General features: G+C 67.3%; 11 protein-coding genes. 4 read left to right on the top strand and 7 right to left on the bottom strand.

Annotated elements, in window-relative coordinates; genetic code table 11:
• The first annotated feature begins 32 nt into the window (after positions 1-32).
• The 3 genes from A3ES_RS54300 to A3ES_RS0126010 all read left to right on the top strand — a co-directional run bounded on the left by A3ES_RS54300 (position 33) and on the right by A3ES_RS0126010 (position 2,155).
• Entirely contained in the window at positions 33-593 is a 561-nt protein-coding gene (locus A3ES_RS54300) for an RNA polymerase sigma factor (protein ID WP_020389780.1), read from the top strand.
• Between the two features lie 2 nt (positions 594-595).
• Positions 596-1,354 carry a hypothetical protein gene (locus tag A3ES_RS0126015; RefSeq protein WP_020389779.1) on the top strand — a complete coding sequence of 253 codons (759 nt, stop codon included), beginning with the start codon at positions 596-598 and terminating at the stop codon, positions 1,352-1,354.
• A gap of 114 nt (positions 1,355-1,468) precedes the next feature.
• Positions 1,469-2,155 carry a hypothetical protein gene (locus tag A3ES_RS0126010; RefSeq protein WP_020389778.1) on the top strand — a complete coding sequence of 229 codons (687 nt, stop codon included), beginning with the start codon at positions 1,469-1,471 and terminating at the stop codon, positions 2,153-2,155.
• 19 nt (positions 2,156-2,174) lie between these two features.
• Here A3ES_RS0126010 and A3ES_RS0126005 read toward each other — a convergent pair whose 3' ends face one another.
• Genes A3ES_RS0126005 through A3ES_RS0125985 form a run of 5 tightly spaced genes read right to left on the bottom strand, consistent with a single transcriptional unit; the run spans position 2,175 to position 7,091 of the window.
• A complete protein-coding gene (locus tag A3ES_RS0126005; protein WP_020389777.1) occupies positions 2,175-3,272 on the bottom strand; it encodes a Gfo/Idh/MocA family protein in 1,098 nt (365 codons plus the stop codon).
• The gene (locus tag A3ES_RS0126000) at positions 3,265-4,041 is read right to left on the bottom strand and encodes a ThuA domain-containing protein (RefSeq protein WP_020389776.1); all 777 of its coding nucleotides are present in this window, start codon (positions 4,039-4,041) and stop codon (positions 3,265-3,267) included. The genes A3ES_RS0126005 and A3ES_RS0126000 overlap by 8 nt, the downstream gene beginning before the upstream one ends.
• A 26-nt stretch (positions 4,042-4,067) precedes the next feature.
• Positions 4,068-4,883 carry a carbohydrate ABC transporter permease gene (locus tag A3ES_RS0125995; protein ID WP_020389775.1) on the bottom strand — a complete coding sequence of 272 codons (816 nt, stop codon included), beginning with the start codon at positions 4,881-4,883 and terminating at the stop codon, positions 4,068-4,070.
• 13 nt (positions 4,884-4,896) lie between these two features.
• Positions 4,897-5,856: a carbohydrate ABC transporter permease gene (locus A3ES_RS0125990; RefSeq protein ID WP_020389774.1), complete on the bottom strand. Its 960-nt coding sequence runs from the start codon at positions 5,854-5,856 to the stop codon at positions 4,897-4,899.
• A gap of 5 nt (positions 5,857-5,861) precedes the next feature.
• Entirely contained in the window at positions 5,862-7,091 is a 1,230-nt protein-coding gene (locus A3ES_RS0125985) for an ABC transporter substrate-binding protein (protein WP_020389773.1), read from the bottom strand.
• A gap of 183 nt (positions 7,092-7,274) precedes the next feature.
• On the opposite strand from A3ES_RS0125985, the gene A3ES_RS0125980 reads away from it, so the two are divergent.
• Positions 7,275-8,291 (top strand): LacI family DNA-binding transcriptional regulator, encoded by a 1,017-nt coding sequence (locus A3ES_RS0125980; protein WP_020389772.1) that lies wholly within the window; start codon positions 7,275-7,277, stop codon positions 8,289-8,291.
• A 94-nt stretch (positions 8,292-8,385) separates the two neighbouring features.
• On the opposite strand, the gene A3ES_RS0125975 is transcribed toward A3ES_RS0125980, so the two are convergent.
• Both A3ES_RS0125975 and A3ES_RS0125970 read right to left on the bottom strand, forming a co-directional pair.
• Complete coding sequence (locus A3ES_RS0125975; protein ID WP_020389771.1) at positions 8,386-11,253, bottom strand: glycoside hydrolase family 48 protein; 2,868 nt, start codon at positions 11,251-11,253, stop codon at positions 8,386-8,388.
• 115 nt (positions 11,254-11,368) lie between these two features.
• Positions 11,369-13,993 (bottom strand): glycoside hydrolase family 9 protein, encoded by a 2,625-nt coding sequence (locus A3ES_RS0125970; RefSeq protein WP_202806591.1) that lies wholly within the window; start codon positions 13,991-13,993, stop codon positions 11,369-11,371.
• Between the last annotated feature and the right edge of the window lie 229 nt (positions 13,994-14,222).

Raw genomic sequence — 14,222 nt, 5'->3', positions numbered from 1 at the left:
GTGTCGACGGGGGATCGAAGGAGGACGACGGCGTGCTGGATGACGACGGTGCACTGGCCGACCTGGTGGAGTCGGCCAGGCATGGCGACCAAGCGGCCCTCGACGAGGTGCTGCTCCGGATCCGGCCGATGGTGGTGCGCCGGTGCACCCGGTTCCTTCCGCATCACGCCGACGCCGAGGATGCCGCTCAGGAAGCCCTTTTGATCATCAGCCGCAAGATCACCTCGTACTCCGGTCGTGGATCGTTCCTCGGCTGGGTCACCGTGATCACCTCCAACGCGGCCCGGGCCACCTACCGCTCGCTCCGAGATCGAGCCGACGCACTCAGCGCGGTGGAGGCCGTTCCGGAGGCTCCCGACCCCCGCACCACCAGCGTCATCGCCGGGACCCGCCTCGACCTGCTCGATGCCCTGGACGAGCTCGAGCAGCGGCATCCCGCACTCGTGCAGTCCTTCGTCCTCCGCGACCTCGGCGAGCTGAGCTACAACGAGATCGCCGAGGTCACCGAGACCCGGCTGGGCACGGTGAAGGACCGGATCCATCAGGCCCGGAAGTTCATGGAGCCGCGCCTGCGGCTGGACGGCGTGCGCTAGCGATGCGGAGCCGTACTGCGGGACTCGTGCTCGGTGTCGCCGCGACGCTGGGGACACTGGTGGGCGCCGTCGTTCTGCCTGACCGCGGAACCGGTGCCGGTGGCAACCAGGTCGCCACGAAGACGCCGACCACGACACCGACCGGCAAATCCCTGTCGCCCACCCCATCGTCGCCGCTCAGCACCCCGGACGGCGGTCCGGTGGCCGCCGCGAACATGCTCAGCGATGCCGATTTCCGCAAAGTCGGCCTGACCCTCACCGCGCAACCCTCCGAGGTCCGCCTGGAACTGGTGGGCTGCGACAAGAAGGAGACGCTGGACAGCGTCGCCTTGAGCGGGCCACCGGTCCAGCGGGTCTGGGAAGCCGGGAGTGTCGTCGCCTACGAGCAGGCGATCGCCGCCCGTGACGAGGACGAGGCCGCGGAGATCGCCAGGCGGGTCCTGCGCAAGCTCGAAGCCTGCCAGGAGGCGGCGGCCGGGCACTGGGTCTACGGACCGACCCACAGCGAACAGCTCGATCCGGCGACCGCGGCCAGCTGGCTCGGAGAGGTCTCCGGCGAACTGAACACCACCGGCCGGGCGCCCAAGGGCGAGAAGATCAACGGCGGAATGGCCGTACTGCGGCGCGGTACCCACGTCGGCGTACTGACCATCAACTGGTGCTCGAGTGCGGGCGACGAGCCCGCCTGCATCGTCGCCGGAAGCGGTGCGTACAACCAGCTCGCCGCCCTGAGCAAGGCCGCTGCACTCCGCCTCGGCTGAGTCGGCGAGCTGAGTCGGAGAAAAGGCGTACCCAACAAAATCACGGATCTACCCCTCTCTGGTGGTGACAACAACCGCCGTGCTCACCAGGAGCACGACCAGAGAGGACTCCAGATGCCCAGCGCGACGCCTTCGAAGACCACTCGCCGCCCGATCCGTTCCCTCGTCACGGTCGCGGCAGCGGTCGCCGCTGCGGCCGTGGTTGCGACTATCGCCTCGGCCGGCCCGGGCTCGGCCCCGAACCTCGCGCAGGCCGACCCGGGAGACACCTTCGTCCCGATCGGATCGAGCCAGTTGCTGCAGAGCGAGGACCTCACCGCGATCCAGGTGAAACTGGACACCGCCAAGGTTGTCCTGAACCGCGACGACGACTTCTCCTCCTGCCTCGGCGAGGGCAACCCGTGGACCAGCGTCCTGAAGGGATCCAACAAGCCGTTCACTGTCTCCTGGACGAGCCGGCGCAACGCCAACCAGGGGCTGACCGAGTCGATCGCCCAGGCGCCGACGCCGGCCGAGGCCAAGGCCTACGCCAAGACGCTGGTCGAAGAAGCGATCGGTCTGTGCCAGGGGGACAAGTCGAACTTTGACTTCCACTACGGTGCGACCGAGTCCTCGCCTGTCGGCAAAGGCTCCGCCACCTGGGCGCTGTCGTACACCGGCGACTCGAAGCGGGCAGACGGCGGCGTGATCGTCTTCTCCAAGGGCACCAACTTCGGCATCCTCCAGGTCAGCGGCACCTGGGGCCCCGCCGACCAGACGATGGAATCCCTGGCCAAGGTAGCCGTCAGCCGCCTCGCCTGACCCTGCAGAGCCGGGGGGATCAGGATTCCAGGCCGACCACCTTCAAGACGTTGGGCCAACCCTGCAGTGCGGCGTGCAGGGTGGGGTCCTGGACAGTGGCGAGCGCCTCGGCGTGGGCGTCGGTGATCACGTCGGCGACGGTGACTCTGGTTCCGAGGGCCGCGGACCGGACAGCCGCTTCGACCATGGCGATGCTGATGACGTTGGAGTGCACCTCGGTCTGCGGGATCGTCGACTTGCGGACTGCCGCCACGAACTCGACCAGGGAGCCGCTGATCTCTTCCGGTTCGTCGCCGAGCGAGGCCTCGAGCGCTGCCCCGGACGCGAGTTCGGCCACCGGTACGCCGTCGCCGTCCCAGGTCGCCGTACCGCCGGACATGCTCGCCCGCCAGCGGCCGTTCCACGAGGTCTCCAGGCCGGGTGCGCACCAGCTTCCGGTGTAGGAGAAGCGGGTTCCGTCGGCGAACCGGAAGATCGCGGACGCCGCCGCGTTGCCGTCGAACCAGCTCCAGTCCGGGTTGTACGACTCGCAGTACACCGAGACCGGCTCGGACCCGATCAGCTTGCGGGCCAGGTCGAACTGGTGGATCGCCATGTCGACCAGCAGCGGTTCGGCCATCCGCTCCCGGAAGCCGCTGAAGTGCGGTGCCTTGAAGAACTCACACGAGAGTGACCCGACCGGGCCGAGCTCGGCGAGCTGCCGGCCGAAGGCGGAGCCGGCCCGGAAGTAGCGACGGGACTGCGACACCATCAGCAGCTTCCCGCTCACCTCCGACGCCGCGACCATCGACAGGCCTTCGCGGACCGTCTCGGCCAACGGCTTCTCGCAGAGCACCGGAAGCCCACGGAGCAAGGCATCCGCGCTGACCGTGGGATGGGCGAGCGGCACCGTGACGTCGATGACCGCCTCGGCGCCCGTCCGCGACGCCAGCTCCTCAAGAGACGCGGCCACCGGTACGTCGCCGTACCCGTGCTCGTCGGCCGCCGCCCGCGCCAGTTCTACGTCGAGATCGATCAGGCCGACCAGGACAACGGTCGGGTTCGCCGCGATCGTGCGCAGCCACGCGCGACCCATGCCGCCCGCGCCGACCTGAAGAAGGCGCAGTGGTTCAGGCATCGGCAGGCTCCTCGATCGGGCCCGCATAGCCGTGACCGTTGAAGAACTCGCCGGTTTCGTACCGCAGCAAGGTCGGCAGGGCTCGCTCCGGCAGGTCGGTGGTGGCCCACTCGACACCATTGGCGATCACCTTGCGAACATCCTTGTGGTGGTACACCGGGTAGTCCTGGTCGCCGGGTGAGAAGAAGAAGATCTTGCCGTGCCCGCGGCGGAACGTGCAGCCGGACCGGAACACTTCGCCGCCGCTGAACGTGGAGACGAAGACCAGCTCGTCCGGCACCGGGATGTCGAAGAACTCGCCGTACATCTCCTGCTGCTCGATGACGATCGGGTGCGGCACACCCCGTGCGATCGGGTGCGTCGGGTTCACCGTCCAGACCAGCTCGCGATCCTGCTCGCTACGCCAGCGCAGGGTGCACGTAGTACCCATCAGCTTGCCGAAGATCTTCGACCAGTGGCCGGAGTGCAGGACCAGCAGGCCCATGCCCGACAGCACGTGCTGGTACACCCGGTCGACCACCTTGTCGTCGACCTCGCCGTGCGCGGCGTGACCCCACCAGACCAGTACGTCGGTGCTGGCCAGTACCTCCTCGGTCAGGCCGTGCTCGGGTTCGTCGAGTGTCGTCGTACTGACCTCCGCGGTGTCGCCGAGATTCTCGGCGATGCCCGCGGCGATCGTCGAGTGCATACCGTCGGGGTAGATCTCGGCGACGTGCGGCTCGACCTGTTCGTGCCGGTTCTCGCCCCATACGAGTACCCGAATCGTCATCAGTGTTCGTCCTTGGTTGTCGAGGGTCATTTGACGGCACCGCCGATAGCGCCGGCGGCGATGTACTTCTGGGCGGCGATCAGCAACACGATGGCCGGGATCGCCGAGAGAACGGCGGTGGCCATCACCGCGTTCCAGTTCTGCACCTGGGTGCCGAGGTACTGGTAGATCCCCAGCGTGACGGGCCGCACGCCACCCTTGGTGGTCAGCGTGAGGGCGAAGAGGAAGTCACTCCAGGAGAAGAGGAAGGTGAACAGTCCGGCGGTGATCATCGAGTTCTTGCTGATCGGCAGCACGATCGCGACGAACGCCCGGAACAGTCCGGCGCCGTCCACCCGCGCGGCCTCCACCAGCGACGGCGGCAGCGACAGCATGAACGAGCGCAGGATCAGGATCGCGAACGGGATCCCGCTGCTGCAGTTGGCCACGATCAGTCCCGGGATCGAGTTCAGCAACCCGAGCCGCTCGTACGCCGTATAGAGCGCGTTGGCGATCACGATGCCGGGGATCATCTGCGAGACCAGGATCGCGAGCAACGCGATCCCGACCCAGCGGGACCGGAACTGCGACAGCGCATAGGCGCAGGGCGCGGAGACCAGCAGGCACAGTACGACGGTGCCGGCCGCGATGATCACGCTGGTGACCAGGTTCTGCCCCTGCTCGCTGAGCGCCCGCCGGTAGCCGGCGAAGGTCGGGTCCAGTGGCAGGAAGCCGGCGGTCAGGGTGTTCCCGGACGGCTGCAGCGAGGCGTTCACCATCCAGTAGACCGGGAACAGCATCACGCACAGGATCAGTACGCCGATCACGGTGTAGATCCCGCGGCGAACAGTCGAGTCGGACATCGTCGTACTCCTCCTATTCGTCGACGGCACGCCGGGTGGCGCGCAGGTAGAGGACCGCGAACACCAGCGAGATCGCGATCAGGATGTTGCTCAGCGCCGCGCCCTCGCCGAACTTGAAGTCGATGAACGACCGCTCGTACGACTGGGTCGCCAGCGTCTGGGTGGCATTCGCCGGTCCGCCGCCGGTGAGGCCGAGGATGATGTCCAGCACCTTGATCGTGTAGACCACCCCGAGCACCAGCAGCACGCTCGCCACCGCCCGCAGGTTCGGCCAGGTGATGTACCGGAACGCGAGCCAGCCGGTGGCGCCGTCCAGCTGGCCGGCCTCGTACAGCTCCTCCGGGATCTCGGCGAGACCGGAGTACAGCAGGGTGACGTTGAACGGGATGCCGATCCAGATGTTCACGCCGATCACCGCGATCAGCGCCACCGACGGCGAGTTGAGCCACGGCACCGGATCGTCGATGATGCCCAGACCGGTCAGCGTCCGGTTGAGGATGCCGCTGTCCTGTTCGAGGATCGATCGCCAGGTCGCGCTGGACACGATCAGCGGCAGCAGCCAGGGCAGCAGGAGCAGCGACCGCAACAGATTGCCGAGGGGGAACCGCCGGCGGAAGAACAGGGCCAGCGCCAGTCCGACGGTGAACTGGAAGGCGATCGAACCGATGGTGAACAACGCCGTGTTCACCATCGCCTGCGAGAACAGCTGGTCGGTCACCACGGTGGTGTAGTTCTTCAACCCCACCCATGGGGCCTCGCCGGTGAAGAACGTCCGCAGGCCGTAGTCCTGCAGGCTCATCAGCAGGTTCTTCACCACCGGGTAGCCGAACAGGGCGATCATCGCCAGCGCGGCCGGCAGTACGAACAGGATCTTGGTCAGATCCTCACCCCGATGGCGCCGGCCGCGGCGCCTGTGAGCAGGCTCCGGGCCGGACGCCGCGGCGTCATGGCGAGTCAACGTCGCATTGGCCATCGCGATCAGCCGCCGGAAGCCTGCTTGAAGGCATCCTGCGCCGAGGCCTTACCGGTCAGCGCGAGCGCGATCGCCTGGTAGATCACCTTGGCGGCCTCCGGCCATTTGTCGCCGAGCTTGCCGGTCCGCGAGCGGGCGGTCCTGACCTGCTCGGTGAACGCCTTCATCGACGGCTTTTCCTTGACGTACTGATCGAGCAGCGCGGTCTTGGTCGGCACGGTGAACCGGGCCTTCGCCCAGGCCAGTTCGTTCTCGTCCGAGTTCAGGCACTTCACGAAGTCGGCGGCCTTCTGCTGCTTGGCCTGGTCCTTGTTCAGCGGGACCGTCCAGGCCTCACCACCCAGCGGTGCGACCGGCGTCTGGTCCGGCTTGTTCAGCGGGAACGTGACCACGTCCCACTTGACGTTCGGGGTCTTCTCCAGCGCCGGGATCTGCCACGGACCGTTCACCATCATCGCGGCCTTGCCGGCCACGAACTGGTCCTTCGCGTCACCCTGGGTCCAGTTGATCACGCTCTTGGACGCCGAGCCCGACTGCACCAGATCCACCCACAACTGCAGGGCTTCCGCGACCTGCGGGGTTTTCAGGTCGGTCTCGTCGCCGCCGTTGGTCCACATCGCCGGCAGGAACTGCCAAGAGCCTTCGTACGTCGCGTTGGCGTTGAAGGCGATGCCGTACCGGCCGGGCTTGGTGAGCTTCTTGGCCGCGGCCTTCAGCTCGTCCCAGGTCTTCGGCGGCTGGATACCGGCCTCCTGCAGCATCTGCGTGTTGTAGAACAACGCGATCGTGTTCGTCACCGGCGCCAGTCCGTAGAGCTTGCCCTGGTACGACGTCGCGTCGACCATGCCCTGAATGACTCCGTCCCCAGTCAGGCCCAGGTCGTTCAAGGGCGCCAGCGCACCGGTCGCGGCGATCTGCTGCACGTCCGGGTTGTCCAGCATCAGTACGTCGGGCAGCGTCTTCGAGGACGCCTGCTGCAGCACCTTCTGGATCAAGGTGTCACCAGGCACCGTCTCCCGCTGGATGGTGATGCCCAGCTTGCTCGCGCAGGAGTCGAGGCCTTTCTGCACCAGCGCTTTGTCCGGGTCGTTGTTGTAGTAGTCCAGGACCGTGAGACTGCTGACGCTCTGGCCTGACGACGAGGACGACCCGTTGCCGCCGTCGCCGCAGCCGGCCAGCACGAGCGACAGGGCTGTCGCACCCGCCAGCGTTGCGGCGATCCGGTTGCTGATCATGGCATTGCACTCCTTTGAGCGATGGGCGTGGGCCGCGGGAGGCTCGTGATCAAAGCGCTTAACCGCTGGGCCGCCGGAAATGCGGTCTGCTTGTGGTGGGGCCGGTAAACCGCTTAACTGAGGTTCCAAGGACTATCTTCCTTGGGTCACGCCGCTGTCAAGAGTTCAGGGAGGGTCGATCCGATGGTGACCATGCGAGACGTCGCGCAGCGCGCCGGTGTCTCGATCGCGACCGTGTCCTTCGTGCTCAACAACACCAAGCCGGTGACCCCGGCGACCCGGGCGAAGATCGAGCTGGCGATGACCGAGCTCGGCTTCCGCCGCAATGTGGTCGCCCGGGCGCTGGCCAGCCGGCGTACGCACATCATCGCGATGGCGTATCCGGCATTGGACCACCGTTTCGGGTTGTCGGCGGCGGAGTTCTTCACCAGCGCGGCCGATGCCGCTCGCAAGCAGGACTACCACCTGGTGCTGTGGCCGGTCGGCAACGACGGCGCAGAGCTCACCGAGCTGGTCGGGCAGGGCCTGGTCGACGGTGTCGTCCTGATGGAGGTCCAGCTGGACGATCCCCGGGTCGGGATCCTGCAGGCGACCGGCATGCCGTTCGCGCTGATCGGCCGAACCACCAGCTTGGACGGGCTGCAGCACGTCGACATCGACTTCGAGACCACGGTCGAGGAAGCGGTCGGCCACCTGTACGGACTCGGCCACCGGCGCCTGCTGATGATCGCGGGCGACTTGAGCGACCCGCGCTTCCGCAGCTACGGGCCGTACGTCCGGACCGAGGCCGCCTATCGCCGCGTCGCCGCGGAGTACGGCGTAGAGACCGTCGTCTTCGACTGCGCGGACACGACCCGGTCCGGCCAGGAGGCCGCCGCGAAGGTGGTTCGCGAGTACTCCGACACGACGGCGGTCCTGGTGGTGAACGAGTACGCCGCTCTGGGCGTGGCGTCAGGCCTCAAGAAGAACGGACGCGACATCCCCGGGGACATCTCGGTCCTGGCCCTGCTGATGGCGACCGAAACGGCACGACTGGCCGACCCCGAACTCACCCACATGCGAACCCCTGGTCCCGAACTGGGCCATCTCGGCACCGAATCCCTGATCCGCCAGCTCGAAGGCGCCGAGCCCCTCCCACCCCACCTGGTCCCCGCCAAACTCCACCACGGCGGCACCACCGCACCCCCACGTCACGATTGACGCCTGGCATGACGGGCAGCCTTAATCACGGGATGCCTTTCAGGGATTGGGCGCCCCCGGCCAGGTGGTTGCCGGGGGCGCGCCTGGCCTGGGGTCAGCCGAACAGCTCGGCGTGCAGCGAGAACGCTGTGGCGATCTCGGCCTGCGCCCAGAACCGGTGATAGGTGAAGGACGGAGCCGGGCCGCCGTTGAGGTACTGCTGCACCTTCGGCCACTCCGGGTCGGTCTTGAAGTACGACCGCATCGACAGGAACGTCGAGTTCTGGTCGATCAGGTCAGCGTTGGGCATCTTGCCCGTCCAGCCCGGCGGAACGTACGGGCCCTCCCCGGTGGTGGCGTTGTACTTGTCGTCGAACCGGTTGTAGTCGGTCCGCGTCTCCGGGATGGCGATGCCCTTGGCATCCTGATGAGCCAACAGTGCCGTCAACAGACCCTCGCCCGTGGTCCGCGCCGGGGCGGTGCCCGACTTGGCCGCGTAGTTCAGCAGGGTCTTGGCGAACGACGCCGCGACGCCGACGTCCTGGCTGTGGTTGAGCACGCTGACCCGCAGGTTCGCGTTCGCGCCCGGCGCGCCCGGGTTCCAGTTGTCGGGGGCACCGGTCCACGCCATGTCGGACGGGATCTGGAACGCCCCGTTCGCACCGACCGTGGTGTTGGCGATTGCCCAGGGCACCCACTTGTCCAGGATCTTCTTCGCCCTCGGGTCGCCGGTCAGCTGGTACAGCGACGCCGTACGCTCCATCTGCCACACCTGGAAGCCGAACCACCGGTTCGACGGCGGGTCGCGCCAGACCGGGTGCGCGTCGTAGTACATGCCGTAGAACGTCGGGGTGCCCGCGGGAGGCGTGCCGTACTGGCCTTCCCAGCTGTTCGTGACACCGCCGGCGATCCCGCCGTCGGCTGACTGCAGCCACTGCAGGACCTCGAGTTGCCGGTCCATGCTCTTGGCCCAGTCCTGCTGCCCGGTGGCCGACTTCGGCTTCAGCGCGGGCACGTTCGCGAGCGCGTACGCCGCCAGCGGGTTCTGGTACCCCTGGTGCGAGGCGCCGTCACCGATGCGCCATGCCCAGCCCGCGGACGTGTCCGTCGCGCCGCCCCACGCGTAGTACCAGGACATCAGGTAGTGCTCGCTGTCCTTGCCGGTGCCCGCCGGGCAGGCGGCCGGTCCGACGCAGCTGCCGATCTTCTTGAAGTACTTGTCGAACATCGCGTACCTCAAGTAGTCGCCCATCTTCGCGGCCTTCTCCAGCTCCGGCGCGATCTGGGACTGCTTGCCCTGCGCGGTCGCCCACTGATTGGCCAGCAGCGCCACCTGTACCGCACGAGCGTCCGCGTCCGGCGCGTTGGTGTACTTCCACTGCTTGGCGTAGGAGCTGTCCTTGGTGAACAGGTCCAGGTAACCGTTGGGGCCGCCGTGCTTGAACGTGTCGCACGATGGCTGCGGGATGGTCTCCCACACCGACTCCGACGAGCCGCGCTGATAGGTGTTGATGTACGACGGCGCCGTGGTGCCGTCGCCGCATCGACCGAAGCCAAGGGTGTTGTCGACGTCGAGCAGCCAGTGCATGCCGTAGATGTCGTCGGTGCCGTACGCGGACTTCAGTTCAGCGGCGATCGGGTCCTGACCCACCGAGATGCCCGGGTCCAGGACGGACGGATACTTGTCCATCCGGGGGTGCTCGGGCGCGTACGTCGCGGGCTTGGACGCGTTGTACTTGTCGTTGGTCGGCTGGTCGGCCTTGGCCGGGATGATGAACTTCTCCATCGAGGCCCATGCCGACTTGAACGGAGCCCAGTCCCCGCTGATCTTGCCGTAGCTCGCCTCCAGCCACAGGTAGTAGCTGAACGCCTCCGACGTCGTCTGGTGCCCGTGGTCCGGCGCCTCGACCATCAGCGTCTCCACGGCGTGGTACGGCACCAGCAAGTCACCGAACTTGCGGAAGTAGCCGCTGGCCGGGTCCTTGATCTTGTTGTACTGCGTGAGGAACGCCTCCTGGAAGGGAGGGATGGTCGCCGAGATCTCCTTGGCGGTCACCGTGGCCGCCGCATAACCGGTCGCGGTGGCGGAGAAGACGGCTGTCACCAGGTCGCCGCCGTTGGCCGCCGAGGTGACCGTCACGTTCTGCGGCGTGTTCCAGTTCGCCGTGGTGAACGTCAGGGAGGTCGGTGCCGCAGTGAGATCCGTGCTGCCCGACGAGCGCGCCACCGCCACGGTCACCGACGACGACGGCTGACTCGCCAGCGTCACGCCGTACCGGGCTGTGCTGCCCTGCCTGACGTTGAGCGTCGCCGGCGTGGCCACGATCGTCGCACCGGCCAGTACCTTGATCGGCACGGGTGCCGTCGTGGTGACGAGGCCGAGATTGTCGGTCGCGCGAGCCGCGACGGCGTGGTCACCGACGGACGCGCCCGGCCACGAGCCCTGGTACGGAGCGGTCAGGTCGGTGCCGACCACGACGCCGTCGGCCAGGAACTCGACCTTCGACACCGTGCCGTCGCTGTCGGACGCGGTGGCCGCCAGCGGGATCGCCTGCCCGCTCTGGAACGACTGAGCCGCTGTCGGCGAGGTCACCGCCACCGTCGGGGCCTTGTTGCCACCGGTGCACGACACACCGTTGACGGCGAAGTCGGACGGCTTGCCGTTCGTTGCTCCTCTCGTGCCCTGGAAGCCGACGGCCGCGGTGCCGCCGGTACCGATGTTCTTGTTCCAGTCCAGCGGTGTGACGGTGACCTTGGCGCCGGACTGCGTGTGCCTGCCGTTCCACAGGTTCGTGATCTGCTGGCCGTTCGGGAAGGTCCAGGTGAGGGTCCATCCGTTGATCGGGTCGCCTTCGTTCTTGATGGTCACGTCGGCGACGAAACCGTTGCCCCAGTCGTTCACGATGTTGTAGTTCACCGAGCACGCCAGCGCGGCATGCGCCGCCGGCGCGACGAGCGGCATGATGCCCACCGCTGTCGCCATTGCTACTACTAAGGCGAGCGGTCTGGTACGCAACCGTCCCGCTCTCGTCCGATATCTCATTCGTCCTCCTCCGTCTGGGGTCAGCCGTTGACCCATGGGCTTGGGATCGGCAAGGTCAGGGCTCGACACCCCAGGTGAGGGCACCGTCGGAGTAACCGGTGACCCGGTCGAAGTCGGCGAGCGAGCTGCTCACCCGATAGCTGTGGTCGTCGGCCTGGTTGAACGCAGACCAGTCCGACTTCGCCACGCGGAGCTGGATGTCACCGGTGCCCGCGCCAGGTGCAAGGGCGCCCGCGGCGAAGGAGACCTCCAGGTAGGCGTCCGCTCCGGTGCGGGCGGTGCCCAGTTTGACGACCCGTGCCGTGACGTTGGCGCATCCGGTCTGCGCCCAGTCGCACCACACCTGATAGGAGGGTGAAGGAGCATCGCCGGTGAACCAGTACCGCAGCGTCACGGTGGTCAGCGCGACGCTGGTCGTACCCCGGTTGGATGCCTGGAGGGTGGCCCCGATCTGGTTCGCTGTCGCCGGGGAGGCGTTCTTGTGCTGGACGGTCAGCGTGCTCGCTGTTCCCGGCGAGGTGCGCACGCTGACGGAGGCTGCGGCCGAAACGTTGCCCGAGGCATCTTTTGCCCGCACCGAGAACGTGTAGGGAGTGTCTGGTGTCAGGCCGGTGACCGGCAGGCTCGTCGCTGCGGTGGAGCCCACGACCGTCGTACCGTTGAGAACTTCGTAGCTGCTCACGCCCACGTTGTCGGTGGACGCGGCCCAGCTCAGGGTGACACTGCTGCCGGTCACCGCCGAGGCCTTCAGCGTCGTGGGCGCGCTGGGTGGCTCGCGGTCGACCGTGCCGTTGGGCTCGATGCCCCAGACCAGCTGGCCGTCTTGGCGGAGTACGATCCGGTCGGTTTGGGTGACCGTGTTGCCGGTGCTAAGGCCCACGTAGGACCAGTCGTTGGCCGGATCCCACGTCCCCGAGCTGGTGATGCGGAACTGGACTTCCTTGCGGTACGCCGCTTGGCCGGCCGGGGCGACGCCGGTACACGGGATCTCCACGTAGTAAATGGAACCGCTGTACTGGATCGGCGCGCTTGCCGTTCCACACTGGTTGTAGTTGGTGGTGACGGTGACCTGGTTGGGCGAGGTGGCGCCGTCGAGTGTGAAGTAGTAGCGCAGCGTGCCGTTGAACGTCCTCGCGGGCCAGGCGCTCTTGTTGAGCACGAAGGCCTTGATCTCGGTGAACTGGGCACCTGCCTGGTTCACCGATGCCTGCACGGTCAGCTCGGGGCCGTCTGGCGTCTCCGCCACCGGGAAGTTCGCCAGCGGGGCGCCGCCGTACTCCTTGTACAGCCGGGCGAGCGCACCCGTGAAGCCGGCGTTGTAGTCCAGTGCGACCTCGTTCATCACGTAGTCGCTGCGGCTGTCGGTGTAGGCATCGTCATTGCTCTTGGGGCCGCCGACCAGGGCGCCGTACAGTGTGTGCCTGCTGATGGCGGGCTCCTGAATGCTGTCGCTCCAGGAACCGTGCGCCGTGCGGTGATGCGGGTTGCGTGGCGGGTTGGCGCCGAAGCCCACGACGTAGCTGGAGTTGCGCGGGTTGTCGCCGAGCGCGTAGTCGATCTGCCGTGCACCGAAGTCGTGATAGGTCCTGGCCCGTGCACTGTCCCGAGTGGAGAGCCAATCGGAGTACACCAGGGCGGCGAAGGCGGTGTTGGCCGCGTACCGCAGCGAACCCCAGGTGTCGAGCACTGCCTGGCCGCCGGGCGAGTAGCGGATCCGGTTGCCGTTGTAGCCGGTGGTCCAGTAGTCCAGCCAACGGTTGGCGTCGCTGACGTACACCTGCTCACCGGTCAGCTTGGCCAGCAACACGTAGGCGCCGTACGACTTGTCGTCCCACGCGATCGTCCACCGGTAGGACCGCTCGGAACCCTGTGGCTCGGTCGAGAGCTTCAGGTACTCCGTCTTGGCCTTCGTCAGGTACGCCGCGTCGCCCGTGGCGCGGTACAGCCAGATCGCGCCCCAGACCAGCTCGTCCTGATACCCGCTCCAGGAGTTGTAGAACTTGGCGGCGTCGGTGATGCAGTCGCTGTACTTGCCGCGGTAGGTGTCGGCGAAACTGTAGAGCTGCTTGGCGTGCGTGAGCAGCGTCGCCGCGTAGGCCGGGTCGGTCTCCTTGAACACGATCGAGGCCGACGCCGTCGCCGCGGCGTACTCACCGGCGAGATCCGAGCCAGGGCACGACGCGTCGACCTTGTACGACGGACGCGCCATCGCCATGACCTCGGCCGAGCCCCACCAGGCGTGGTCGGGGTCGCCTGCGCCGACCTGGCCGTAGACCACGTTCGGGGACGGGTGCGCCTTGATGATCCAGTCGGTGCCCCACCGCAGGTTCGCCGTCAGGTGCTGGAGTTGGCCGGAGCCCACGTAGGCGTCCCGGTTCTCCACCGCGCCCCAGGCGAGCATCGACAGGCTGGCCGCGAACGGCAGCCCGAACTTCACGTGGTCGCCGGCGTCGTAGAAGCCACCGGTGAGGTTGAGCCCGGCGTCGCTGCCGTCTTGCAGTGCCGAGTTGCCGCGCCAGCTGACGCGGTTGTCGGCGGGCAGGACGCCTGAGCGCTGCGCGTCGTAGAACCAGATGGCCTTCTGCAGCGCCTCGCCGTAGTTGAACGCGGGCGCCGCCGACGCGGCGGGTGTCAGTGGGCTGATCAGGGTGGTGAGTAAGGCGGCGATGGCGGTTGTCAACGCTCGCGACAGGCAGCTTTGCACGTGAACCTCCGAAGGGGCGGGAAGGGGGACGCGTGGCAGGGACGGCCTTTGGGAGCGCTCCCAGATTCGGCAGCGTAGGGGGCCCGAAGGCGTCGTGAAAAGGGGGCTAAACGTTTCAGGTCCGGCGGGCAGGCTGTGGATTCCTGCGGGTCGCGGAAGTTTCCGGTGGGCTCTTTACCGCCGGCTTCCGGTCCGTTACGGTTCG

The sequence above is a fragment of the Kribbella catacumbae DSM 19601 genome (assembly GCF_000372465.1).
Classification (GTDB): domain Bacteria; phylum Actinomycetota; class Actinomycetes; order Propionibacteriales; family Kribbellaceae; genus Kribbella; species Kribbella catacumbae.
The sequence above is the reverse complement of the archived record's forward strand: the minus strand, read 5'-3'. Positions and strand labels throughout refer to the sequence as shown.

Excerpts from the sequence above, each read along its gene's own strand:
- A3ES_RS0126015 (WP_020389779.1), top strand. The coding sequence starts at position 596 with ATGCGGAGCCGTACTGCGGGACTCGTGCTCGGTGTCGCCGCGACGCTG.
- A3ES_RS0126010 (WP_020389778.1), top strand. The coding sequence starts at position 1,469 with ATGCCCAGCGCGACGCCTTCGAAGACCACTCGCCGCCCGATCCGTTCC.
- A3ES_RS0126005 (WP_020389777.1), bottom strand. The coding sequence starts at position 3,272 with ATGCCTGAACCACTGCGCCTTCTTCAGGTCGGCGCGGGCGGCATGGGT.
- A3ES_RS0126000 (WP_020389776.1), bottom strand. The coding sequence starts at position 4,041 with ATGACGATTCGGGTACTCGTATGGGGCGAGAACCGGCACGAACAGGTC.
- A3ES_RS0125995 (WP_020389775.1), bottom strand. The coding sequence starts at position 4,883 with ATGTCCGACTCGACTGTTCGCCGCGGGATCTACACCGTGATCGGCGTA.
- A3ES_RS0125990 (WP_020389774.1), bottom strand. The coding sequence starts at position 5,856 with ATGGCCAATGCGACGTTGACTCGCCATGACGCCGCGGCGTCCGGCCCG.
- A3ES_RS0125985 (WP_020389773.1), bottom strand. The coding sequence starts at position 7,091 with ATGATCAGCAACCGGATCGCCGCAACGCTGGCGGGTGCGACAGCCCTG.
- A3ES_RS0125980 (WP_020389772.1), top strand. The coding sequence starts at position 7,275 with ATGGTGACCATGCGAGACGTCGCGCAGCGCGCCGGTGTCTCGATCGCG.
- A3ES_RS0125975 (WP_020389771.1), bottom strand. The coding sequence starts at position 11,253 with ATGGCGACAGCGGTGGGCATCATGCCGCTCGTCGCGCCGGCGGCGCAT.